General features: G+C 69.8%; 19 protein-coding genes and 1 pseudogene. 13 read left to right on the top strand and 7 right to left on the bottom strand.

Translation table 11 applies throughout. The annotated features are described in order from the left end of the window. Positions 1 to 10 precede the first annotated feature (10 nt). The 3 genes from scpA to ACLQ23_RS16910 form a co-directional block, all read right to left on the bottom strand. On the bottom strand, positions 11 to 2,236 hold the full coding sequence (gene scpA, locus ACLQ23_RS16920; protein WP_355593369.1) for a methylmalonyl-CoA mutase: 2,226 nt from the start codon (positions 2,234 to 2,236) through the stop codon (positions 11 to 13). After that, complete coding sequence (locus ACLQ23_RS16915) at positions 2,236 to 4,092, bottom strand: methylmalonyl-CoA mutase family protein (protein WP_355593367.1); 1,857 nt, start codon at positions 4,090 to 4,092, stop codon at positions 2,236 to 2,238. The genes scpA and ACLQ23_RS16915 overlap by 1 nt, the downstream gene beginning before the upstream one ends. Positions 4,093 to 4,215: 123 nt before the next feature. Continuing rightward, positions 4,216 to 4,446, bottom strand: a complete 231-nt coding sequence (locus ACLQ23_RS16910; RefSeq protein WP_355593365.1) for a hypothetical protein — start codon at positions 4,444 to 4,446, stop codon at positions 4,216 to 4,218. 163 nt (positions 4,447 to 4,609) lie between these two features. Here ACLQ23_RS16910 and ACLQ23_RS16905 point away from each other — a divergent pair, with 163 nt between their 5' ends. The 3 genes from ACLQ23_RS16905 (at position 4,610) to ACLQ23_RS16895 (ending at position 7,534) form a co-directional block, all read left to right on the top strand. Beyond that, positions 4,610 to 5,902 (top strand): sensor histidine kinase, encoded by a 1,293-nt coding sequence (locus tag ACLQ23_RS16905; RefSeq protein WP_355593363.1) that lies wholly within the window; start codon positions 4,610 to 4,612, stop codon positions 5,900 to 5,902. Then, positions 5,890 to 6,549 (top strand): response regulator transcription factor, encoded by a 660-nt coding sequence (locus ACLQ23_RS16900; RefSeq protein WP_355593361.1) that lies wholly within the window; start codon positions 5,890 to 5,892, stop codon positions 6,547 to 6,549. The genes ACLQ23_RS16905 and ACLQ23_RS16900 overlap by 13 nt, the downstream gene beginning before the upstream one ends. Before the next feature lie 157 nt (positions 6,550 to 6,706). Next, positions 6,707 to 7,534, top strand: coding sequence for an SAM-dependent methyltransferase (locus ACLQ23_RS16895; protein ID WP_355593359.1), 828 nt, complete (start codon positions 6,707 to 6,709; stop codon positions 7,532 to 7,534). Between the two features lie 111 nt (positions 7,535 to 7,645). Here ACLQ23_RS16895 and ACLQ23_RS16890 read toward each other — a convergent pair whose 3' ends face one another. Beyond that, entirely contained in the window at positions 7,646 to 8,176 is a 531-nt protein-coding gene (locus ACLQ23_RS16890; RefSeq protein WP_355593357.1) for a MarR family winged helix-turn-helix transcriptional regulator, read from the bottom strand. A 170-nt stretch (positions 8,177 to 8,346) separates the two neighbouring features. Between ACLQ23_RS16890 and ACLQ23_RS16885 the strand changes: the two genes are divergently transcribed. The 5 genes and pseudogenes from ACLQ23_RS16885 to ACLQ23_RS16865 form a co-directional block, all read left to right on the top strand. Beyond that, positions 8,347 to 10,650 carry an LLM class flavin-dependent oxidoreductase gene (locus ACLQ23_RS16885; RefSeq protein ID WP_425735802.1) on the top strand — a complete coding sequence of 768 codons (2,304 nt, stop codon included), beginning with the start codon at positions 8,347 to 8,349 and terminating at the stop codon, positions 10,648 to 10,650. After that, positions 10,640 to 11,707, top strand: coding sequence for an LLM class flavin-dependent oxidoreductase (locus ACLQ23_RS16880; RefSeq protein ID WP_425735803.1), 1,068 nt, complete (start codon positions 10,640 to 10,642; stop codon positions 11,705 to 11,707). The genes ACLQ23_RS16885 and ACLQ23_RS16880 overlap by 11 nt, the downstream gene beginning before the upstream one ends. A 307-nt stretch (positions 11,708 to 12,014) precedes the next feature. Beyond that, a complete protein-coding gene (locus tag ACLQ23_RS16875; protein ID WP_425880793.1) occupies positions 12,015 to 13,379 on the top strand; it encodes an amidohydrolase family protein in 1,365 nt (454 codons plus the stop codon). A gap of 802 nt (positions 13,380 to 14,181) precedes the next feature. Further along, entirely contained in the window at positions 14,182 to 14,478 is a 297-nt protein-coding gene (locus ACLQ23_RS16870; RefSeq protein WP_355593349.1) for a DUF1540 domain-containing protein, read from the top strand. 128 nt (positions 14,479 to 14,606) lie between these two features. Beyond that, a pseudogene (locus ACLQ23_RS16865) lies at positions 14,607 to 15,374 on the top strand (DUF2470 domain-containing protein); the annotation flags it as partial. Here the strand turns inward: ACLQ23_RS16865 and ACLQ23_RS16860 are convergent. Next, a complete protein-coding gene (locus ACLQ23_RS16860; protein WP_425735805.1) occupies positions 15,322 to 16,449 on the bottom strand; it encodes a Gfo/Idh/MocA family protein in 1,128 nt (375 codons plus the stop codon). The pseudogene ACLQ23_RS16865 and the gene ACLQ23_RS16860 sit on opposite strands and share 53 nt — an antisense overlap. Then, positions 16,419 to 17,129, bottom strand: a complete 711-nt coding sequence (locus ACLQ23_RS16855; RefSeq protein ID WP_355593345.1) for a ThuA domain-containing protein — start codon at positions 17,127 to 17,129, stop codon at positions 16,419 to 16,421. Before ACLQ23_RS16855 ends, ACLQ23_RS16860 begins: the two co-directional genes overlap by 31 nt. A 192-nt stretch (positions 17,130 to 17,321) precedes the next feature. Between ACLQ23_RS16855 and ACLQ23_RS16850 the strand changes: the two genes are divergently transcribed. The 5 genes from ACLQ23_RS16850 (at position 17,322) to ACLQ23_RS16830 (ending at position 22,278) form a co-directional block, all read left to right on the top strand. Beyond that, the gene (locus ACLQ23_RS16850) at positions 17,322 to 18,863 is read left to right on the top strand and encodes a phenylacetate--CoA ligase family protein (protein ID WP_355628207.1); all 1,542 of its coding nucleotides are present in this window, start codon (positions 17,322 to 17,324) and stop codon (positions 18,861 to 18,863) included. Next, a complete protein-coding gene (locus tag ACLQ23_RS16845; protein ID WP_355628210.1) occupies positions 18,860 to 19,306 on the top strand; it encodes a DUF4188 domain-containing protein in 447 nt (148 codons plus the stop codon). The genes ACLQ23_RS16850 and ACLQ23_RS16845 overlap by 4 nt, the downstream gene beginning before the upstream one ends. Next, on the top strand, positions 19,303 to 20,385 hold the full coding sequence (locus ACLQ23_RS16840) for a hypothetical protein (RefSeq protein ID WP_355628213.1): 1,083 nt from the start codon (positions 19,303 to 19,305) through the stop codon (positions 20,383 to 20,385). Before ACLQ23_RS16845 ends, ACLQ23_RS16840 begins: the two co-directional genes overlap by 4 nt. Continuing rightward, entirely contained in the window at positions 20,382 to 21,275 is an 894-nt protein-coding gene (locus ACLQ23_RS16835; protein ID WP_355593338.1) for a hypothetical protein, read from the top strand. The genes ACLQ23_RS16840 and ACLQ23_RS16835 overlap by 4 nt, the downstream gene beginning before the upstream one ends. Before the next feature lie 199 nt (positions 21,276 to 21,474). Then, positions 21,475 to 22,278, top strand: a complete 804-nt coding sequence (locus ACLQ23_RS16830) for an SGNH/GDSL hydrolase family protein (RefSeq protein ID WP_355593337.1) — start codon at positions 21,475 to 21,477, stop codon at positions 22,276 to 22,278. Positions 22,279 to 22,375: 97 nt separating this feature from the next. Here the strand turns inward: ACLQ23_RS16830 and ACLQ23_RS16825 are convergent, their stop codons facing one another. Continuing rightward, positions 22,376 to 24,109 carry a cellulose binding domain-containing protein gene (locus ACLQ23_RS16825; RefSeq protein WP_355593335.1) on the bottom strand — a complete coding sequence of 578 codons (1,734 nt, stop codon included), beginning with the start codon at positions 24,107 to 24,109 and terminating at the stop codon, positions 22,376 to 22,378. Between the last annotated feature and the right edge of the window lie 159 nt (positions 24,110 to 24,268).

Genomic DNA, 24,268 nt, shown 5'->3' with positions numbered 1-24,268 from the left:
GCGGCGCCGCTCACGCGTCCGGGTGGCCGAGCCGCCGGGACAGCTCGGTGAGCAGCTCCCGGGCCGCCTCGGCGATCACGGTGCCGGGCGGGAAGATCGCCGCCGCGCCGGCCGCCCGCAACGCGTCGAAGTCCTGCGGCGGGATCACGCCACCAACGATGATCATGATGTCGTCGCGGTCGAGCGCTGCCAGTTCATCGCGCAGCGCCGGCACGAGCGTGAGGTGCCCGGCGGCGAGGCTGGACACCCCGACGATGTGCACGTCGGCCTCGACCGCCTGACGGGCCACCTCGGCGGGGGTCTGGAACAGCGGACCCACGTCGACGTCGAAGCCCAGGTCGGCGAACGCCGTGGCGATCACCTTCTGACCCCGGTCGTGGCCGTCCTGGCCCATCTTGGCCACCAGGATGCGCGGCTGGCGGCCCTCGGCGACGGCGAACTCCGCAGTGGCGGCGCGGACGCTCTCGATGGCCGAGACAGCGCCGGCCTCGTCCCGGTACACGCCGGAGATGGTACGGATCTGCGCGGCGTGCCGCCCGTACACCTTCTCCAACGCGTCGGAGATCTCCCCCACCGTGGCCTTCGCCCGCGCGGCGTCCACCGCCAGGGCGAGCAGGTTGCCCTCCAGACCCGGCCCCCGCGTGCCGTCGAGCGCGGCACCTGCCGCCCGGGTCAACGCGTCCAGGGCAGCCACGCAGGTCTGCTCGTCGCGCTCCGCGCGCAGCCGGCGCAGCTTCTCCACCTGCTGCGCGCGTACCGACCGGTTGTCGACCTTGAGTACGTCGATCGGCTCGTCGGCGTCCGGACGGTACTTGTTGACCCCGATCACCGGCTGCCGGCCGGAGTCGATACGCGCCTGCGTACGCGCCGCGGCCTCCTCGATCCGCAGCTTCGGGATGCCCTCGTCGATGGCCTGGGCCATCCCACCGGCGGCCTCCACCTCCTGGATGTGCTTCCAGGCGCGGGCGGCCAGATCGTGGGTGAGCCGCTCCACGTAGGCGCTGCCGCCCCACGGGTCGATGACCCGCGTGGTGCCGGACTCCTGCTGGAGCACCAGCTGGGTGTTGCGGGCGATACGCGCGGAGAAGTCGGTAGGCAACGCCAGCGCCTCGTCCAGCGCGTTCGTGTGCAGGGACTGGGTGTGCCCCTGCGTGGCGGCCATCGCCTCGACGCAGGTGCGGACCACGTTGTTGAACACGTCCTGGGCGGTGAGCGACCAGCCGGAGGTCTGGCAGTGCGCCCGCAGGCTCAACGACTTCGGGTTCTTCGGCTGGAAGTCGCGCACCAGACGGGCCCACAGCAGCCGCGCCGCCCGCAGCTTCGCCACCTCCATGAAGAAGTTCATCCCGATCGCCCAGAAGAACGACAGCCGGGGCGCGAACGCGTCGATGTCCAAGCCGGCGTCCCGCCCCGCCCGCAGGTACTCCACGCCGTCGGCGAGTGTGTACGCGAGCTCCAGGTCGGCGGTCGCCCCGGCTTCCTGGATGTGGTAGCCGGAGATGGAGATCGAGTTGAACCGGGGCATCCGCTCCGAGGTGAAGGCGAAGATGTCGGAGATGATCCGCATCGACGGCTGCGGCGGATAGATGTAGGTGTTGCGGACCATGAACTCCTTGAGGATGTCGTTCTGGATGGTGCCGGAGAGCTGCTCCGGCGCCACCCCCTGCTCCTCGGCCGCCACGATGTACAGCGCCAGCACCGGCAGCACGGCGCCGTTCATGGTCATCGACACGCTCATCCGGTCCAGTGGGATGCCGTCGAAGAGCTGCCGCATGTCGTAGATGGAGTCGATCGCCACCCCGGCCATGCCCACGTCCCCGGCGACCCGCGGGTGGTCGGAGTCGTAGCCTCGGTGGGTCGGCAGGTCGAAGGCGACCGACAACCCCTTCTGACCGGCGGCCAGGTTGCGCCGGTAGAACGCGTTCGACTCCTGCGCGGTGGAGAATCCCGCGTACTGGCGGACTGTCCACGGCTGCGTGGTGTACATGGTGGGGTACGGGCCACGCAGGTACGGCGCGATGCCCGGGAACGTGCCGAGGAAGTCCAGCCCGTCCCGGTCGGCAGCCGTGTGCAGCGGGGCGACGTCGATGCCCTCCGGCGTCTGCCAGGTCAGCGCCTGCGGGTCACCGCCGGTCTCGGCGCGCACCGCGTCCCGCCACCGGCCCAGATCGGCGTCGGCAGCGGTGGCCGGCCCGCCCAGCTCGACCTCGGAGAAGTCGGGAATCCCCACGCCCATCACGCCACCTCCAGGTCGTCAAGCGTCGTCTCCAGCACCGCGACCACGTCGCAGCCCGCGTACAGGTAGCCGTGCACGCCGGAGTGGTCGGCCGGTTTGCCGGCGAGCCACACCCGGTCCGCGCCCGCGTCGATCAACGCCTGCGCCACCGCCTCCGCCGACTGCGCGTACAGCCGGTCGGTAGAGCACAGGCACGCCACGCGGGCGCCGCTGGCGGTGAACTCGGCGGCCAGACGGGCCGGATCGTCGGTTCCGACCGGCGGCCGGACGGTCGCGATCCCACCGGCGGCGAAGAGGTTGGCGGCGAACCCGGCGCGGGCGTTGTGCGCGGCCGCTGGCCCCAGCGTGGCGAGGAAGACAGTGGGCCGCGCTTCCGTGGCCGCCGTGTGGGCGTCCGCCCGGTCCCGCAGCGACTCGTACGCCTGCGCGTACCGGTGTCGGGGCAACCCGCCACCCGGCGGCGCCGGCGCGGGCCGGCGGGCCGGCAACCGCTCCCCCAGGTGGGGAAACTCGCTGACCCCGGTCAGCGGATCCCGGCGATGCGCCAGGTTGTCGGCCCGACGCTGCCAGGTCGCGGCCAGCCGATCGGCGACCAGGCCGCTGTCCAGCGCCGCAGCCATCCCGCCGGCCCGCTCGATCTCGGTGAACCACGTCCACGCTGCCCGCGCCAACTCCTCGGTGTACCGCTCGACGTACCACGAGCCGCCGGCCGGGTCGATCACCCGACCGACGTTCGCCTCCTCCAGCAGCAGCGACTGGGTGTTGCGGGCGATCCGGCGGGCGAAGCCGTCCGGCAGTCCCAGGCAGTGGTCGAACGGCTGCACTGTCACGGCGTCTGCGCCACCCACGCCTGCGGCGAAGCAGGCAAGCGTGGTACGCAGCATGTTCACCCACGGATCGCGGGCGGTCATCATGGCCGTGGAGGTGACAGCGTGCTGGCGTTGCGCGCCGTGCTCCGGCACGCCGCTCACCTGTGCCACCCGTGCCCACAGCCGGCGGGCCGCCCGCAGCTTCGCGATAGTGGCGAACTGGTCGGCGGTGGCCGCGTACCGGAACTCCAGCTGGCCGAACGCGGCCGGCACGCCCAGCCCCGCCGTTGTGAGATCCCGCAGGTAGGCGACGCCGGTCGCGATGGCGCAGCCGAGTTCCTGCGCGTCGGAGGCACCCGCGTCGTGGAAGGCCGTCGCGTCGACAGTCAGCGCACGCAGCCCCGGGAACTCGGCGGCGCAGGCGCGGGCCCACTCGTCCACCGGGCCCTCCCACCGCTGCCCGGTGCGCGCCCGCCACCCGAGCGGGTCCACACCGAGGTTGCCGCGCACCTCGGCCGGCGGCACCTGCCGCTGGTTGAGCAACGCGAACCACTCCGGCACCGCCTCGACGGCGGCGGCACCGGCGTCCAGCACGACCCCGGCCAGGTCCAGGTAGACACCGTCCAGCGCGGTCGGCAACCCGGCCGGCGACATGCCGTCCCCGCCGAGCACCAGCCACAGGGAGGTGGCACCGTTCTCCAGGTCCGCGCCGACGGCCTCGGCGGTGACCTTCGGGTCCGGGTCGGCGTGCCGCTGCCGGATGTCCCACCCGGCCGGCACCGCGCCGGCCGCCCGGGCACCCCTGGTGTACGGAAACAGCCCCGGGGGCCCGGGCATCGGCGTCGGATCCTCGGCCGTGTACAGCGGCGCCAACGTCACGTCGTCGTAGCCGTGGTGGGCCAACAGATCCTCGACCGCGTCGGCCGGGGTGTCCTCACCGGCAAGGCCGGCTTTGCGCAGCACCCCCAGCGCCAACCGTTGCCACTGCTCACGCGTGGCGGCAGGGAAATCGGAAGCGAGGGGAAGCGTCTCTGACGGCACCGTCATGCCGGGATGGTAGAGGCAGCCGAGCGTCACCGCACCGCGGATGTGACGACATCAACTGCCCCTCGGGGAGGCCGTCCGTCGACGGCTGACGATGGTGTTGTGCCTGCTCACGCACCTTCGGGCCTACGTGCGGTGCCGGTAGTGATGCACGACGAGCCCGACAGCGGCGGCCAGGGCGATCAGTCCGAACCCGCCGCTGACGAAGAGGTTCTGACCCGCGATCGACATGGACCCGTTGATGACGGCGCTGACGATCAACACCAGCCACAGCACGGGACGCAGCAGCTTGCGTTGGTCCGCGCTGTCGGACGTGCCGGCGGTCGCGGCAGCGGCGGTGCGGTTGTGGTCTGTCATGACTACTCCCTCAGTGGTGGTTGATGGTGGCAACGCTATGCCGAAGACCAATCAACGACGATCCAGCCACCGGGCCAACCGAGGTACAGCAGGCTGTACTAACGCGCTCCGACGAGGCCGGATCCGCATTCGGTCGCCTATCGTCTGCCGGGGAGGTGCGCACATGCAGGGCGAAGACGCCGGCGCCACAGTGCGGGGGCCGGCCCGACCGGAGCGCGGGCACACGGTGCGCCAATACCTCCGGGAGCGCGTACGGATATCTGTCGACGCTCTCGAGCACCTCGTCGGCGGCCTCGGTACGTCGATCCTGGCGCTGACGGCGTTCCTGCTGTTGTCAGTGGTGGCGCTCGCGTGCGTGGTCGGCGTCGGTCTGGTGGTGGTCCCGTCGGTGTTGAAGGTCGTGCGCTGGGCCGCCGACCGGGAACGCGCCAGACTGTCGCGGTGGGCGTTCGACCTGCCCATGCCGCCTCCGGTTCCCACCGGACTGCGCGCCGCCCTGCGCGACCCGTGGGTGCGCCGCGAGTGCGCGTTCGTGGCCACCCATGGCACGTTCGGGTTCGTGCTGGGCGCTGTGGGGCTGTCGCTGCCGCTCACCGCCGTACAGAATTTCGTGTTCCCCCTGTACTTCTGGATGCTGCCCCCCGACATGGGCGGCCCCGGCTTCATCTACTGGAGGATCGACGGGCTGCTCGACGCGCTCGTCGTCGCGTTGATCGGCGTCGGTTGGCTCGCCGTGGCCGTCGCGCTCGGTCCGCGGATGGCCAACCTCCAGGCGCTGCCGGGACGACGGTTGCTGGCACCGCCGCGCGACGTCGACATGTCGCTGCGCATCGCCGAGCTGACCGCCACCCGCGCGGGCGCGCTCGACGCGCACGCGGTCGAGCTGCGCCGCATCGAGCGTTCCCTGCACGACGGGGCACAGAACCGGCTGGTCGCGGTCACCGTGCTGCTCGGCGCGGCACGACGCGCGCTGGCCCGTGACCCGGCGCAGCTGGCGGAGGTACTGGACCGGGCGCAGGACGCCGCCGAGTTGGCGCTCGCGGAACTCCGTACCGTGGCGCGCGGGATCCTGCCGCCGGTGCTCGACGATCGTGGGCTCGCCGGTGCGCTGCACGGCCTGGCTGCCGGCTCCGCCGTGCCGTGCACCGTGGAGGTCGACCTGCCGGGCCGATGCGCCGCGTCGGTCGAGGCGACGGCGTACTTCGTGGTGGCGGAGGCGCTGACTAACGTGGCCCGGCACAGCGGTGCCAGCGAGGCGGCGGTCACTGTCGGCCTCAGCGCCGGCCGGCTGCGCCTGTCGGTGTCCGATGATGGCCGTGGCGGTGCCGACGAGGGCCACGGCTCGGGGATCGGCGGCATCCGCCGGCGGGTCGGAGCCCATGACGGCCGGTTCACACTGACCAGCCCACCCGGTGGGCCGACAACGATAATCGTGGAGCTGCCGTGCGGATCGTGATAGCCGAGGACGACGCCCTGCTGCGGGAAGGGCTGGCCCTGCTGCTGCGGGCCGAAGGGCTCGACGTGGTCGCCACCACCGACTCACCGGACACGTTCTTGTCCGCTGTGGACGAATTCCGACCCGACGTGGCGATCGTCGACGTCCGGATGCCGCCCACCCACACCGACGAGGGCATCGTGGCAGCCGTCGAGGCCCGCCGCCGCAACCCCGACCTCGCGGTGCTCGTCCTTTCGGCGTACGTGGAGCAGGCGTTCGCCACCGACCTTCTGGCCGAGGGCGCGGTACGGCTCGGCTACCTGCTCAAGGAGCGGGTGGGTCGGGTCGAGGAGTTCCTCGGCGCGCTGCATCGTGTCGCCGGGGGCGGCACGGCCATCGACCCGGAGGTGGTCGCCCAACTGTTCGCCCGCAGCCGCTTCGACAGCACCCTGAGCCGGCTCAGCGCACGGGAACGCGACGTGCTCACCCTGATGGCGGAAGGGCTGGGCAACACGGCTATCGCGGAGCGGCTGTTCGTCACCGAAGGGGCCGTGCACAAGCACATCCGCAGCATCTTCGCCAAGCTCGGCCTCGCACCGGACGACCGGGCCGACCGGCGGGTGACGGCGGTCCTGCGGTATCTGAAGGACACTGAGCGCCGGATGTAGTACATCGGCGCGATGAATGTGCTGGTGACGGGCGGGTTCGCTGGGAGCGGTACCAGTCGGGGCGGAAATCCAACCTTCCCTATCGCTACACTCGCCGCAACGCCGGAGTCGTCAGCAGATTCCGGCCGGCGCTGATCCGTTCTGAATGGAGACGTCTGTGACCCGCGACGAGGCGGCACCGCCCGGCATCGACCCGAACATCCCCAGCGTGGCCAGGGTCTATGACTTCTTCCTGGGCGGCAAGGACAACTTCGAGGCCGACCGGAAGGTCGCCGAGCACGCTCTACGGATCACTCCGGACGGTCCGGCGGCCGGTCAGGCGAACCGGGCCTTCCTGCGTCGGGTGATCCGCTTCCTCGTCACCGAGGCGGGCATCGACCAGTTCCTCGACATCGGATCGGGGCTGCCCACCCAGGGCAACGTCCACGAGGTCGCCATCGAGCACAACCCGAAGGCACGGGTGGTGTATGTGGACAATGACCCGATCGTCCTGGCGCACGGGCGTGCGCTGCTCGCCGCCGAGGGCACCGCGACGGTGATCCAGGCGGACGTCCGGTCGCCGCAGCAGATCCTCGACGATCCCGACGTACGTCGGTTCCTCGATTTCGACAGGCCGGTCGGGTTGCTGCTCTTCGCGATCCTGCACCACGTCGGTGACGACGAGGACCCGCGAGCGATCGCGGCGGCGTTGATCGACGCGCTTCCCTCCGGCAGTTACGTGGCGATCTCGCACTTCCGTGACCCGGGTGAGCGCGACCCGGAAGGCTCCCGGAAGGCCCGCGAGGTCGAGCGGGTCTTCAACGAGTCGCTGGGCACCGGCCGCTGGCGCACCGACGAGGAGATCCTCGCCTTCGCCGACGGCCTGACGGTGCTGGAGCCGGGGCTGGTGCCGCTGGCCGAGTGGCGTCCGGAGCCGGACGCTGCCGCTCCCCTCCAGACCGACACCTACCACACCTTCGTCGGTCTCCTGGCCCGCAAGCCGTAGGACATCCGCCGGTCGGCGGGACGCACCTGCCGACGTTCGGCGTTCCGTCACCGCCGCGCCCAGCCACCGCCGCGCCTGGGCGGCGGTGCCCATCGGCCGGGCGGTGTGACGTCAGGAGGCGGGCTGCTGCGCCGGAGGTAGGACGCTGGTCACCGCCGCGCAGGGGTCTGTCCCCGGTGCGGCGGTGTGGATGGCCTCGGCGGCGCGCTCGGCGAAGTCGCGGAAAGCGTCCCGCTGGTCCTCGGGCAGTCCGCCCAACACCTGGTCCTCGGCGTGGGCCACCCGACGTTCGGCCTCGACGAGTGCCTGGCGTCCGCGTTCGGTGGCCACGATCCGACGGGCGCGCCGGTCCCGTGGGTCCAACTGCCGCTCGATGAGACCGGCGTTCTCCAGATCGTCGATGACGTAGGTCAGGACGCTGCGGTCGATCACCAGGCGGGCCGCCAGAGCGCCCTGCGTGGGCACCTCTTCGTGGACGACCACGGCCAGGATGTGGTAGCCGCGGCTGCCGTGCGGCAGGTCCTTCAACGCCTCCTCGACGTGGTCATGCCAGCGGCGCAGCACCATTCCCAGGGACCAGCCGAAGTTCGAACCACGTCGGCGGTCGGCTGCCAGCTCGCAGTCGTCACCGGCGTCAGGCATCCCCCGATGCTAACAGCCGATGTGTTGATCAAGCACTGTTTGTCCCGTCAGACCATGGCCGTGGCGGCCCATGTCGAGGGGAATGCGCCACTTCGAGGATATGTTGTGCAGCATAAGATGCGTCGGGCAAACGATGTGTCCCACAACAGTCATCGAGGATCGGATGGGAAATGCCTGATTACGGCCATGAACTTCTGTTCGGGACGTTCCTGACGCCCAGCGCCCGGGATCCCGACCAGGTGATGGCGCTGGCCGAGCTGACCGAGGCAGCAGGGCTGGATCTCGCCACCTTCCAGGACCACCCGTACAACCCGGACTTCCTCGACACGTGGACCCTGCTCAGCTGGGTGGCCGCCCGCACCGAGCGGCTCCGCGTCTCCGCAAACGTCCTGAACCTGCCGCTGCGTCCGCCCGCAGTCCTGGCCCGCGCCGCGGCGAGCCTGGACCGGCTCTCCCACGGCCGGTTCGAACTCGGCCTCGGCGCCGGCGCCTTCTGGGACGGGATCGAGGGCATGGGTGGGCGCCGACTGACCGCCGGCCAGGGCGTCGCGGCGCTGCGCGAAGCGATCGACGTCCTGCGTGGCGTATGGGAAGACACGTCGGAGCCGCTGCGCCGCGACGGGACGTACTATCCGATCCCCGGCATGCAGCGCGGCCCGACACCGGCGCACGACATCGGCATCTGGCTCGGCGCCTACCAGCCGAAGATGCTGAAACTGACCGGCCAGAAGGCCGACGGCTGGCTGCCGACCCTGGAGTACCTCCGGTCGCCGGACCGGGTCACCGCCAACCGGCTCATCGACGAGGCGGCGGTCGAGGCGGGCCGGGATCCACGCGAGATCCGGCGACTGCTCAACCTGTTCCAGGTCAGCGCGTCGTCGCACAACCGTGGCTTCCTCCAGGGTCCACCCGAGCAGTGGGTCGACCAACTCCTTCCGCTGGTCCTCGAAGAGGGGTTCAGCTCCTTCCTGATCGGCCGCGACGACCCACTACTCATCCAGACCTTCGGGCAGGAGATCGCCCCCGCGCTGCGCGAGGCCGTCGCCAAGGAGCGCACGGGACATCACACCGAACCGGGACCGGTCCGGTCGGCCGTCGCCCTCGCCAGACGCCAGCCCGGCGTCGACTACGACGCACTGCCCGAGTCCCTGGCCGCCAAGGCCGTTGAGCCCGGCGACCCGCAGTACGAGCGTGTGCGCCACAGCTACATCCGGCAGGGTGCGCCAGCCCTGGTGATCCGCCCGGCCAACGCCGCTGACGTGGTGGATGCGGTGGCGTACGGGCGGACGCAGGACGTACCGCTGTCGGTGCGCAGCGGCGGCCACGGCATCAGCGGCCGGTCGACGAACGACGGCGGGATCGTGATCGACATGTCGGGGATGAACAAGGTGGAGGTGCTCGACCGGGCCACCCGCCGGATCCGGCTGGAGACGGGTGCCCGCTGGGGGCACGTCGCCCAGGCGCTCGCCCCGTACGGCCTGGCGATGAGCTCGGGTGACTACGGCGACGTCGGCGTCGGCGGCCTCGCGACCACCGCCGGCATCGGGTACCTCGTCCGCAGGTACGGGCTGACCATCGACCACGTCGTCGCCGCCGAGATCGTCACGGCGGACGCCACACTGGTCCGGGCTGACGCCGAGCACCACCCCGACCTGTTCTGGGCGATCCGCGGCGCCGGCGGCAACTTCGGCGTGGTCACCGCACTGGAACTGGAGGCGTACGAGGTCGGCGATGTCGTCTTCGCGCAGCTCACTGTCGACGCGAGCGACGCCGCCGGCGTGCTCCGTCGCTGGGGGCGGCTCGTCGAGGACGCGCCGCGGGAGATCAGCAGTTTTCTCAGCCTGTTTCCCGGCCGCCGGGGCAGCCCGCCGATGGCCCAGGTGACCCTCGTGCACGCCAATGACGACGTCGAGGCGGCGCAGGCGGCCCTCGGCCCGTTCCTGGAGATCGGCCCGATCCTCGACCAGCACGCCCAGCTAGCGCCGTATCCGGCGATCGTCGCGCCGCCCGGCAACCAGCATCGCGGGCAGGGTCTGAGCGACACGCACAGCGGGCTGTTGCACCACGTCACCCCGGAGGCGGCGGATGCCATGGCGGCAATGATCCGCTCCGGCGACGTGATGATCATGCAGTTCCGGTCCGTGGGCGGCGCCGTCAACGACGTCGACCGGGACGCGACCGCCTATCCGCACCGGGAGCAGAACTTCTCGGTGCTCGCAGCCACCGTCGCGGACCGCGGGCCCCAACTCGACAAGCTCTGGGCCGACCTGCGCCCGCACCTCGACGGCATGTACCTCAGCTTCGAGTCCGACACCGATCCGGAGCGGCTGCTCGACGCCTGGCCCGAGCCAACCCTCAGCCGGTTGCGCGCCATCAAGGCCACGTACGACCCGGACAACGTCTTCAACCGCAACTTCCCGATCCCACCGGCGCCCGCACGGCAGACCAGAGAGGAGGCCGACGATGTCGTTTGAGATCGGCCTGATCACCTTCGGCGAACTCACCGCCGACCCGGCCACCGGCCAGCTTCCCGACCCGCACCAGCACCTGCGTCACGTCATCGAACTCGCCGAGGTCGCCGACCAGGCGGGCCTGGACGTCATCGGCGTCGGCGAGCACCACCGCTCGGATTTCGTGGCGACGGCGCCACCGATGGTGCTGGCCGCGATGGCGCAACGCACCAGACGGATCCGTCTGACCAGCGCTGTCACGGTGCTCAGCTCCGACGACCCGGTCCGCGTCTGGGAGCAGTTCGCCACCCTCGACCTGCTCTCCAGCGGCCGCGCCGAGATCATCGCCGGGCGCGGGTCGTACACCGAGTCCTTTCCGCTCTTCGGCTACGACCTCGCCGACTACGCGGAACTGTTCCGGGAGAAGCTCGACCTGCTGCTGCGGATCCGCGAGACGAACCCGCTCACCTGGTCGGACGGGCGCTTCCGCCCGCCGCTGCGCGAGGCCGACATCGCGCCCCGGTCCCTTCAGAAGGAGCTGCCGATCTGGGTCGGCGTGGGTGGCACGCCGACCTCCGCCGTCGAGACCGGCGCCCGAGGGCTGCCCGTGATGCTCGGGGTCCTGCTCGGCACCGTTGGCAGCCACTCCCGCATCGTCGACCTCTACCGGCTGGCGGCCGAGCGGGCCGGGCGCGATCCAGCCACCCTGCGGGTCGGGCTGGGCGTGCAGGGTCACGTCGGCCGGACCAGCGCGGAGGCGCGGCGGACGATGTACCCGCACTTCACCGCCGGCTTCCGGGACAACAACCACAAGCGGGGCGAGGGATTCGTACTCAGCCCGGAGAAGTTCAACGCCTTCACCGGTCCGCAGGGCGCCCTCGTCGTCGGCAGCGCCCAAGAGGTGATCGACAAGGTCGCGGCCTACCACGAGGTGTACGGCATCAGCCGGTTGCTCCTGCACGTCGGCTTCGGCGGAATGCCCCAGGCGCAGATCCTCAAGTCCGTCGAGCGGCTCGCCACCGAGGTCGCCCCGGTGCTTCGCCGGGAGCTCGCGGTCCCGACCGTCACCTATCCGGAGTGAATGTCGGGCGACACGGGATCGTCAGTGGTCGGCAACGTGTGGGTGTCGATGACTACGGCTTCGTCATAGCGATGAGGTGTGGAATGGCCAGCGCCGAGGTGCCGTGCGACGGCAGCGACCGTTTCCTGCGCGTCGTGGTGTCGCAGGGCGATGGCGAGCCTGGGTGCGCCGCACCTGGGCAAACGGCGGCCTGGTTGCCGTTGCCGGGTGGGCGGAGGCTGATGGCATCACCCACCCGGCGCGGCCCCGCCCCGGCCTGATGAATAGGACTTTCCCTTTGTCTTCCTCCGACACCACCAGTCTTGCCGTGCTCGAACAGCTTCAGCAGCGGTCCGCCGACCCGCAGCGGCGCATCCTGTTCACCGGGGCGACCATCGTCACCATGGACCCCGACCTCGGTGTCCTGCACGACGCCGACCTGCTCGTCGAGGGCGAAACGATCACCGCGATCGGTACCGGCCTGAGCCAGGACGGCGCGGTGGTCGTCAACGCGGCGGGCACGATCCTCACCCCTGGCTTCGTCGACACGCACCGGCACGCCTGGGAGACCCAGCTGCGCCGGATCATGCCGGACGTTGACGACCTCGGTGCCTACGTGATGTCCACCCTCGCCGGTTACGCCACCGTCTACCGGCCCCACGACATGTACGTCGGCACCAAGCTGGCCGCCCTGACCGCGATCGACAGCGGCATCACGACCATGCTCGACTTCTCCCACAACTCCCGCACTCCCGAGCACTCCGACGCCGCCGTCCAGGCCCTCATCGACACCGGCATCCGCGGGGTGCACGCCTCCATGGGCCCGCACTTCGGTGACTGGGACAAGCAGTGGCCCGGCGACCTGGCACGCCTCAGGGACACGTGCTTCGCCAGCGACGACCAGCTGCTGACCCTGCGCCTGGCCGCCCTGGCCACTGACGAGATCGCCGGGCCCGCCCTCGCCCACGGACCCGAACTCGCCCGCACGGCCAAGGATCTGGGCATCGGGGTGAGCGTCGATGCCGTCTTCGGCAGCTCCTCCTCGGCGGCCATCCTGAACTGGGCGAAAGACGGCATCCTCGGCCCGGATCTCACCCTCATCCACGCCACTGGCCTCACCGGCGAGGCGTGGAAGGCGATCGGGGCAAGCGGCACGACGGTCGCCCTGGCCCCGACCTCGGATGCTCAGATCGGGCTGGAGACCGCGATCCCCGCGATCGACGAGGCCCTGGCCGTCGGTGTGCGCCCCGGGTTGAGCATCGATGTGGAGGTGGCGCTGGTCAGCGACATGTTCACGCAGATGCGGGCCCTGCACGCCATCCAGCGGATGCGCGCGGTCAACGCCGTCCACGGCACCGAGCAGCAGCCGGAGCGGATCACCACCCGCGACGTCCTGGACTTCGCCACCCTTCAGGGCGCCCGCACCAACGGCCTGGCTGGCGTCACCGGCTCACTCACCCCGGGCAAGAAGGCCGACCTGGTGGTCATCCAGGCCGAGGACCTCAACAACATGCCGCTCAACGATGCCGTCGGCACCGTCGTGCTCGGCTCCGACGCCCGCAACATCAGCGTCGTCCTCATCAACGGCACTCCCCGCAAGTGGAACGGCCAGGTCCTTGACGTCGACCTGCCCACCCTGCGCGCCGAGGTCCACGCCTCCCGCGAGTACGTCCTGAACACCCCTGCGGCCTGAGCACCGCCCGTTCGCTTCGAAGACCTGAGTAACGCCTCCTCCGGGCCTCAGGGAGCGGGGGCGCGCCCCCGCTCCCCGAGAGAGATAACGCGACTTCAGCCGCGCCACGCGCCCCGGCAGTTGGGCCCTCCAGCTCGCTGGCCGTGTCGTCCCGCTCCGGGTACGGCGGCACGTTGATCTTCAGCAGATGGACCTCCGCAGCACGGCCGATCGCACCCGGTGTGCCGGCAGCAGCGCAGCAAGTGCCAGTAGAGGTGCAGAAGTCGTCACGCCGGTCCGAAGATCTTGTCGTTCACGGCCTGGACGGCGATGTAGCAGCTCGATCACTCAAGGAAGTAATCGATGTTGGGACTGCGTGCGAGTGCATCAAAGAGCGCATTGACGACTCGGCTCGCTGGACCGTCTGCTCGCGAACGGTGCGAGTCAGTCGATGCTTCGAAGCGATTCGCAGAAGCGCTGAGAAGCCGAAAGGCGCCGTTGAGTAATTGCGGGGTCCGCCGAACTTCCTCTCCTTTCCGCGACCCGGCAATCAGGCCGGTCAACCGCACACAGGGCCGCCCACCAGGTAAGGCAAGACTTACCTAACAATGCGGCCTGACCCCGACGCAACTGTAAGGGAACGACGAAACGTCAGTGCGAGCAACGGTGCGCTGTTAGCGTGATGTCGTTCGACGCTCTGATTCAAGGTCCCGAGAGGTGGCGGGTTTGCCGTCCACCTGGGTGGCAAACACGGACTGACATATGAGTACGCCGGCCGACGAGTTCCTTTACCGCGCCGGCCCTTACGGTTTGGGAGAACATCATGAAAACTCTGCTCCAGTCGCCCCCCGTGCGTGAATGTGCCGCGACCGCGTGCAGCTTCAACGCCAAGGGCTGTCACGCTCCGGCGATCACCGTGGCCTCGACGGGCGACGCCGCCTCCTGCGCCACGTTCGTCGAGTCTTCGATGCAGGGCGGCATCCCCGAGGTGACAGGCGCGGTGGGCGCGTGTGCGCGCTCCGAGTGCACCTACAACGCCAACCTCGCCTGCACAGCCGAGTCCATCACCGTCGGCCCGGGTGCCACCGTCAGCGACTGCCTCACCTACCAGCCTGCCTGACGGCCACTGGCGCGTGCCGACGTGACATCACACCTACGGCACGGCACCACCTTGGCAAAGGGTAGCCTTACCTACTACTGTCACGATCCGAGGCCGATTCACATTCACTACAGGCCAAGGGGACTGACATGGTGCTCCACCCAGCCGGACGATCAGCGGAGCTGGCGGATCCCGCGCACGCTGCCGTACCGGCTGATCGGGCCGCCGTGACGGCACGATCGGCCCTGGCCGCCGCCCCGTCCCTGCGGCTTCGGCTGGGCGACGCCTGCGCCGACCTCATCGAGTCACACGCCGTCCTGCCCGACGGCACTGTGATCCTCGCCGTGGATGCGATGAGCCGGACCGGCGGCCTGCTGGTCGCGGCTCGCGGTCGGCCGGGCGCGGTACGGCTCGACGTGACACAACTCGTCCCGGTCGCCGTACGCTCCCGCGTGCGGGCCAGGGTGTGGATGCAGGGCACCGCTCGCCGGTTCGACTCGGGCATCCTGGATTCCTGCGACTGCGACACCGTCATGTCCCTGCTCGACCTGCCCCCCGTCGCGCTGTGGGCCGTCGAACCGGTCGAGGTCGGCCTCACCGACGACATCGGTGACACCACGGTGAGCGTCAGCACCTACCGTGGCGCGCGGCCGGACCCGCTCGCCACCGACGAAGCCGGACACCTGCAACACCTCACCGACCGGCACGGTGATCTCCTCGATCAGCTCGCCGCGCGTGTCGACCCCGCGTTGACCGCCGGGGCGACGCGAGTCGTACCGGTCGCCGTCGACGCCGACGGCATCGTGCTCCGCGCCGAGGCGCCGGGCCGGCACACCGACGTCCGGCTGCCGTTCGCCCAGCGGGTCACCAGGAGCGCCGACCTCGCCGAAGGGCTGCGGATGCTGCTCGCCGAGGCGTGAGCGGTACTGGTGCGGGTCGCTGCACCACCGTCGTCAGCTCCATCCGCCGGCCCTCGGCCGCCGACTTGAGCACTGTGGTCATCGCGTCGAGTACGTGCAGCGCGACGTCGCCTCCTGCGCGCGGCGGACGCTCACCGTCGGCGGTGACAAGGTCGATCAGACCGACGCCCCGGGACGCCTCGGCGTAACCGGCCTGCGGTTCGAGAACGCGCCATTCGGTGCTGCCGAGCGCGCAGAGGCGGACCTGACCGTCGAAGTTGTTCGGATCGGGTACGGCGAGAGTGCCGGTCTCCCCGTGCACCTCGATCGGTGCGGCAGTCGTCGCGACGCCGTCGAAGCTCATGGTGATGCTGGAGAGAGCACCGTTTACATGTTCGAGGACGCCTGACACGTGGGTGTCCACCTCGACCGGAATACGCTGGCCGAGGCGCGGGCCCGAGCCGATGACGCGCTCGGCGCGCAGGCGGCTGGCGGCTCCGCTCACCGCGCGGACCGGTCCGAGCAGGTGGATGAGCGCCGAGATGTAGTACGGCCCCATGTCCAGCAACGGGCCGCCGCCCGGGGCGTAGTAGAAGTCGGGGTGGGGATGCCAGCGCTCGTGCCCCGGCGTGACCATGACTGCCGACGCGGACAACGGGCGGCCGATGAGCCCGCCGTCGATCGCCGCCCGCGCCGTCTGCGTACCAGTGCCCAGGACGGTGTCCGGCGCGCACCCGACGCGGACACCGGCCGACGCGGCGCGTTCGACCATCGAGCGGCCGTCTTCGAACGTCACGGCGAGCGGCTTCTCGACGTACACGTTCTTGCCCGCGTCGATCGCGCCGAGCGAGATCTCGGCGTGCGCCGCGGGGATCGTCAGGTTGAGCACCGTCTGCACGTCCGGGCGGGCGAGCAGAGCCTCGACGGTCACCGCCTCGGCCCCGGGGACGGTGGCCGCCGCCGCGGCCGACCGGGTGGCGTCGAGGTCGGCCAACGCCGCGATGGTCACCGCCGGGTGGTTCGCGAGTGTGTCCAGGTACGCGCGGGAGATGACCCCGAGACCTACGACGCCGACGCGGTGCGGGTCGCCCACACCATCCCCCTCTCGATGACGGTACGGACGCTCGTGTGCTCCAGCACGTCGAGGCTGTGCCCCGGGGTGGTCACGACGACGCGCCCGGCACCCCAGAGTCGGGTCCAGATCGCCGGCGAGGTGACCGGCCGGTGCCACGGATGCCACCCCTGCGTCGGATGGGTAGTGACGGCCAGGACGTCGATCAGGTCGTCGTGCAGCACCCAGTACTGCTCGGTGACCAGGTCGAAGTCCTCGATTCCGGCGGTGATCGGGTGCTCCCGGCCGAGGTCGGTGATGCGCACGGTGTGCGGCAGGAAGTTGTCCTCCTCGCCGCCGCGACGCTCGCACGGCTCCCGACCCGGATGGGTAGCGAACTGGCCACCCACCAGATGCAGGTACTCAGCTGAGGCGCGGAACGAGTCCACGATGCCGCCGTGCCAGCCGGTGAACCCCGTACCGGCGATGACCGCCGCGCTGAGGCCCGCCGACTGCTCCGCGGTGATCTGCGACATCGTCATGCACTGCACCACGAGGTCGGTGCCGGCCATCTCGGCGGCATCGGCGTAGATCTCCGTCGACTCCTCGACCCGTACGGCATAGCCACTTCGTTCGAGGAAGGGGATGAACAACTCCGTCGCCTCGACCGGCCGGTGTCCCTCCCAGCCGCCCCGGACCACCAACGCTCTCTGCTGCGTCACCCTCGCTCCCTCCGGTGCCTGTCGAGAACCGAAACCGTACTCGTGGTTGCCGCCTCGGACCATTGACGCGGAGTACGCTTCAGCTGTCGCAGCGGCAGACCCTCCCGGTGGGCGGCGGCTGGGTCCGGATACTCAGGACGGCCGAGTATCCGGCATCAGGCGACCGACCCGAAGGTCCAATAGCCTGGGCGCGTGGTGACATTCCTGCGCCGTTGGACGTTGCGCTTCGCGAGCTTCGCCCTGACCTGGCTCTACACGCTGTACCGGATCCATCCGGCTATGTGGCGGCTCACCGCACGTCAGTATCGTCCGTACATGGGGCGCTTCGCCCGACTGCACGCCTGGATGACCTGCCAGTTCGCCGCTATCGACGTGCCCGCGTACGGCGACTACCTGCGCCGCAACAACTGGCGGTTCCGGTGGTTCGACCTGTCGTCGTACCCGCCCACCGACAAGCGGTCCTACGTGCAGGCGTACCCGGAGGCGCAGCGCTGCTGGCACGGTGAGATCGAGATCGCCGGCAGCGTTGTCGACGAGTCGTCGGGTTCGTCCGGTCAGCCCTTCAACTGGATCCGCAGCCGCCGGGAGTTGCGCTCGGTCCACAAGAACCTGGCCGGCTACGCCACAATGGTGTTTCCGTCGAAGCGGCGGTTCGTCATCAACGCGTACTCGATGGGCGCCTGGGCCACCGGAACCAACACCGGCATCGCCATGTCCACGATCGCCATGGTGAAGAACACCGGACCGGATCTGCAGAAGATCATCGACACCCTGCGGTACTTCGGGCCCGGCTTCGACTACATCGTCACCGCGTACCCCCCGTTCCTGAAGCATCTGCGCGACAAACTCGACGCCGAGGACTTCCCGTGGGCCGAGTACCGCATCAGTGGCCTGGTCGGCGGTGAGGGGATGACCGAGGCGCTGCGCGACTATCTCCAGGAGCGGTTCGTCAAGGTGCGCTCCGGCTACGGGGCCAGCGACCTCACCATCGGCATCGCCGGTGAGACCGACTTCAGCGTCTGGGTCCGCCGGCGTCTGCGTACCGACGTCGCGCTGCGGACCGCCCTGCTGGGGGCGGACGAGCATCGGCTGCCGATGGTCTTCCAGTACAACCCGCTGGAGACGTACCTGGAGACCACCCCGGACCAGGAGGTCCTCTGCACGATCAACTCGACGGCGGTGCTCAATCCCCGGGTCCGCTACAACATCGGCGACGAGGGCCGGCTGGTGTCGTACCCGGAGGTTGTGGCAGCCATCGTCGACCCCGAGGCGCGGGCCGACGCGGAGCGCGCCTGGCAGGTCGACCGGATGCGGCTGCCGCTGCTGTTCCTGTACGGCCGCAAGGACAGCACGATCTCCTACATGGGTGCCAACATCTACCCGCAGGACGTCGAGTACGGCCTCTACACGGGCAATTCGCAGGCGCACCTGCTGCAGAGCTTCTGCCTGGAGTTGACCGAGCAGGCCGACCTGGAGAGCCGGCCGGTCGTCCACCTGCAACTTCGCGAGCACCTGACGCTGGATCCCGACGAGCGGCGAAGCCTCGTGGAGACCTGCCGCGCGGGGGTCCTGCGTCACCTCACACAGGTCAGCCGGGACTTCGCCGAGTCCCTCGCCGAGGATCCGTCCGCCGCCGACCTGCGGGTGAAGGTCCACGAGTTCGGCACCGGACCGTTCGCCGACGCCGCCTCTAAGATCAAGAACGTGTACCTGGTGAAGGGCGTGACGGTGTGAGGACCAGCGACTTCTCGGCAGCGCCTCCGGTGGGCCAGGCGACAGCGATGTTCGTCGGCGCCACCCGCTACCGGGGGCCGCGCTCGATCTTCACGCTCACCCGGGTGTGGTTCAAGATGGTTCGGCAGATGAAGCGGATGGACGGATACCGGTGGCACACCGTGTATTACCAGTTCCCCTTCACTCTCGGCACCATCGCCTTCTTCAGCGACCGCGACGCGCTGCTGAAGTTCGCCCGCAGCCGCCACCACCGCGACCTCATGTGCTGGGTGACCGATCACGGCACGAAGAACGCGACAGGCGGCTACATCCGCCTCTACAACGCCGAGCCCCAGGGCTACAGCAACGGCGTCTGGCGGGCCGAGTCCGACGGCATGGCACACATCCCGACCTTCACTCCCCTGTCCACCGAGACGTCCGGCCCGGCGGTGCATCGCGGATGAGACTGGTTCCCGTGCGGTCGCGGGCAGACCTGCGGGCGTTCGTCGACTTCCCGCTCCGGCTCCACCCGACCGACAGGTACGTGCCTCTGCTGTCATCGGTGATCGCGAATCACAGCCGTACCGCCGAGCTGTTCCTGGTCCGCGATCGACACGGCGCCGTCGTGGGGCGCACCAGCATGCACCGCAGCACGGCCTTCGACGCCAAGGTGGGCCCCCGACAGTTGTTCGGGCACACCGAGTTCGTCGATGACGACGACGTCTTCGCCGCCATCATGGACGGCGTCGAGGCCAGGGCCGACGGCCGACCGCTCTTCGGTCCGGTGGCGCTGCTGCCGAACCAGACCGGCGGGGTGATCACTTCCGGCTACGCCGACCGTGGCTTCGTGGACTCCGCGTGGAACCCCGCCTACTACCCGATGATGTACGAGCGGCACGGCTTCCACCGTCGCTTCGAGGCGGACACCTGGCTTGTGGACCTCGACGGTACGGCCACCGGCGACCCCGACCACGGGTTCGCCTTCGACGACGCCCGGATCGACGCCGAACAGCTCGTCATCCGGCGCGGCTCCCGGTGGCGCCTGCGCCGCCAGCTGCCGATCCTGCGGCAGATGCTCAACGCGAGCTTCGCCCAGCTCGGCTACTACACCACCATCTCCGCCGAGCAGCTGGCAGAGCAGACGGACGGCCTCGCGTTCCTGCTCGACGAGGCGCTTCTGCTCTGGCTGGAAAAGGCCGGCCGACCCGTCGCGTTCGTCGTCACGGTGCCGGACATCTCCGAGTACCTCATGCGCGTCGGCGGTCGACTCGGCGTCATCAACCAGCTCCGCCTCCTCGCCACCCGCGACAGATACCGGCGCGACGCCGTCCTCATCATCAAGGGCACCGTGCCCGACGAGCAGGGCAAGGGGTACCTGACGCTGCTGTCCCGGGAGTTGCATCGCAACCTCGCCAGCAACCGGTACCGCACCTTGCGCAGCACCTTCGTCGAGCGGACGAACGACGCCTCGGCAGCCCAGTACCGGCGCGCCGGCGGGCGGCCCCTGCACGGGTACACCTTCTACGAGAGGGCGACGGCGTGAGCTGGGTGGAGCAGCTGCGGGCCAACGAGGCGATCTGCAACCGGGCACCGAGCGCGCACAACACGCAGCCGTGGCGACCGGAGTACCACGCCGACAGGATCGTCATCGATGTCGACGCGGCCCGTAGCCTGCCCGACTCCGACCCGACCGGCCGCGATCTGGCCCTCGGCATCGGCGCATTCGTGGAGACCTGCCTCATCGTCTCCGCCGAACTCGGTCTCTCCGTCACCGCGGCCCCCGGCCCGCAACTGATCCCCGCGGCGGACCGCTACCGGACTCCCTTCACGATCGCCGACGTCGAGGCCCGCCGGGTCGCCCGTGGTCCCTACGAGCCCGGGTACGTCGACGCCGATGTCATCGCGGAGCTGGAGCCCGGCATCGCGCACGTTGCGACCCGGGATCTCGCACCGGATCTGGAGGTCGCCGACCGCTGGATGTTCGGCACGCCAGCCGTCGCTGTCGAGTTGCGTGACTGGCTGCGCCTCAGCCCGCGCCACCCTCGGTATCACCTCGACGGACTCACGGACCGGGCCCTCGCCCTGTCCCGGTCCGAAGCGTGGGCCCTGTCCACAGCGCTTCGCGCGTACCCCGCCGCCCGCCGGCTCGGCCTTGCGGCCCTGTTGGCCGCCAGCGGTCGCGGTCTGTTGCGCTACGACGGCAGCATCCTGGTCCTGCTCGCCGACGGCGACGACCGCATCGCCGCAGGCAGGCGCCTTCTGCGTACGTGGCTGACTCTCGCCCGGCACGGCCTGACGGTCCATCCGCTCAGCCAGCTCATCGACTGTCCGGCGACGGCCGCTCGGCTCGCCGAGCGGGTGGGCGGCACACCTCTCGCGGTGTTTCGCGTCGGTCGCCCCCGCACCGAGCCGGTCCGCTCGGCCCGGCTCTGACGCGCTGTCCCAGCACCGGTCTTTGGGCGCTGCCTCCCCAGGAACGGCGTGGCAGGTGAGCGTCGTCCCGCGCGAGGCGTGAGCCCGGCGGCGAGCACTGTAGGCCGATCAGCAGCGGCTGGGCTCGCAGGAATCTTTCCTACATCAATATTTAGTGGTATCTATTTCACACCGATCCTCCTACCCACCGGAGCGCGACGTGTGGAGATCCCGTCTGGCAACCCTCACCCTGGGCCTGGCCGCGGCCCTGGGTGCAACCCTCACCCTGACAGCGCCAGCCCAGGCTGCCCCCGCCGACCATTACGTCGCCCTCGGCGACTCCTACTCCTCAGGGGTGGGCGCCGGTAGCTACACCGCCGAAAGCGGTTCCTGTCAGCGCAGCACCAACGCCTACCCGGCGCTGTACGCCACCAACGTGCGACCCGCGTCGTACCGCTCGGTTGCCTGCTCCGGAGCCACCACCACTAGTGTGATCAACACGCAGCTCAGCGCGCTCAGTGCCACCACCACACTTGTCAGCGTCACTGTCGGCGGCAACGACGTCGGCTTCGGCAGCATCATGACCACCTGCGTGCTCTACGGGACCACCGACTGCGTGGCCGCCGTGCAGGCCGCCCAGGACAAGGCCCGGGCCGATCTCGCCAACCTGCTCCGCGCCGTCTACAACGGAATCCGCACCCGGGCGCCCTCGGCCCGGGTGGTGGTCGTCGGTTACCCGGTCTTCTACCAGCTCGGCACGACGTGTGTCGGGCTCAGCGCCACCTCCCGCGCGAAGATCAACGAGGGCATCAACCTGGTCGATGACATCACCCGAAGCGCCGCCCAGGCCGCCGGCTTCACCTTCGCCGACGTACGGTCGAAGTTCGTCGGGCACCAGCTGTGCAGCTACGGCGACAAGTGGCTGCACGCCTTGAATTTCGCGAACATCGGCATCTCCTACCACCCGACCGCGGCAGGCCAGTCCGGCGGCTACTACCCGGTCTTCCGCTCGGTCGCGGGCTGACGCCGGAGGCCCTGGCCCGACAGGCCGGGCCTGTGGGTGCGGTCGATGTACCGCTCCCACAGGCCCGACCGGATGGCGACGAGCCCGGTGAGCTGCCTCAGAGGGTGAAGACGAGGGTGGAGATGCTGCGTGCACCCACGTTGATGGTGGCCTGACCCCCGTTGACGGCTGTCGGCTGACTGGCGGCGTTGGCGTTCTGCGAGGTGAGGTAGTGCTCCGCCCGTGTGACGTTCTGCGGGGCCTGGACCACTGCGTTGTTGACCGCGCTGTTCGACCTGTTGAGGATCACCAGAGTGATCTTCCCGTCGCCCTGGTAGGCGGTCACCTCCAGCGGGGACGCCTTGGAACTCTTCGTCAGGGCGACACGCTGGTAACCGGGGCGCACGTACTTCGCGTACTGCGAGAAGGCGTACCCGCGCTTGAGCGGAGCGCCCGCGACGGTCCCGTACGCGGACTCGCCGTCACCGATGAAGGAGTAGTAGCGCTTGCCGTACCACCAGATGTAGGCGCTCCAGTTGGCCTCCATCGACTTGTGCACCGTACGCATGATGTCGTCGAGCGTCTCGTTCCAGACCGCCGCGTTGGCGGGGTTGCCCCAGATGTTGGAGCCACCGCCGTCCGCCGCGTGCAGGTTCCACTCGGTCATCCAGACCGGCTTGTTGTGCTGCTCGGCCAGGGAGTACGGCCGCAGCCGGCCCGACTCCTCGGTGCCGTAGAGGTGCCCGCCGATGTAGCCGATGTTGTTGCGGGCTGTCGCGTCGTTCAGTGTCGGATCGGTGAAGTTGTAGTTCAGGTTCACCGCCTCGGCGACCATCAGCTTGGTGTTCTGCACCTTGGCGCCCTGGTCCCGCACGAAGGTGCGCAGTTCGGTGCCGCTCCAGTCCATCGAGTCGTAGTCCGGGTGCCAGTCCGGCTCGTTCTGCACCGATGTCACGTCGATGGTCACACCCTGGCCACGCATGTACTGGACGTAGCTGTTCAGGTGATTGGCGTAGTCGTCGTAGTAGTCGGTCCTCAGCTTGCCGCCGTTGACCCGGCTGTTGTTTGTCTTCCACGCCGCAGGTGCCGTCCACGGCGAGGCGAGGATCTTCACGTTCGACCCGGACGCCTTCGCCGTCTTCAACGAGTTCACGTGCGTCGCCCACTCACTGGACACCGGCGAGAGACCGGTACGCACGATCGACAGCCCCAACTGGTTGGGTCCCATCCCGACCAGAGTCTGCGTCTCGGCAGTCGACCACGCGCTACCCCAGATCGACTGGGCGGCACCGAATCCGTCGACCGTCTGGTACCTGGTGGCGCTGTTCACGGTGATGTCCGCCGGCCCGGTCGGCGGTGGGGTGGTCGGGGGCGGAGTGGTCGGTGGCGGGGTCGTCGGCGCGGGAGTGGTCGGCGCGGGAGTCGTCGGCGTCGTGCCGCCGGTGCAGGCCACCCCGTTCAGCGCGAAGCTGGTCGGAGCCGGGTTGCTGCCGGTCCACGAACCGTTGAAGCCGAATGACGCCGTCCCGTTGGTGGGGATGGCCCCGTTGTAACTGACGTTAGTGGCCGTGACTGCCGCGCCGCTCTGGGTCACCGTCGCGTTCCACGCCTGCGTCACCGTCTGGCCGGCGCCGTAGGACCAGGTCAGCGTCCAACCCGACACCGCATCACCGTGGTTGGTGATGACGACGTTGGCCCCGAAGCCGCCCTGCCACTGCGACGGCACGGCGTAGTCGACCGAACAGCCAGCGGCAGCGGCACCGGCCGGTACGGCTGCCGCCACCGCCGTCGATGCCAGAAGGACGGCACCCGCCGACATCATGGCCATCGTGGTCTTTCTCGGTCTTCTCATCGACAATCTCCTAGGTGTTCGGGGCCGCCCGGATCAGAGGCGGTACGGGTGAGGGACGGTCGTCGCCGGTCACTGACGGTGCGCCCCGGTTGGCGTGGAGGCACCCAGCCGTCCAGGTCCTTGCTGGAGACGTTCCGGGTGCTGCCGCTGGGCGCGTTA

This window comes from Micromonospora sp. DT41 (assembly GCF_049841715.1).
GTDB lineage: Bacteria > Actinomycetota > Actinomycetes > Mycobacteriales > Micromonosporaceae > Micromonospora > Micromonospora profundi.
Note: the sequence above shows the minus strand (reverse complement) of the source record. Positions and strands in the feature narration are given on the sequence as shown.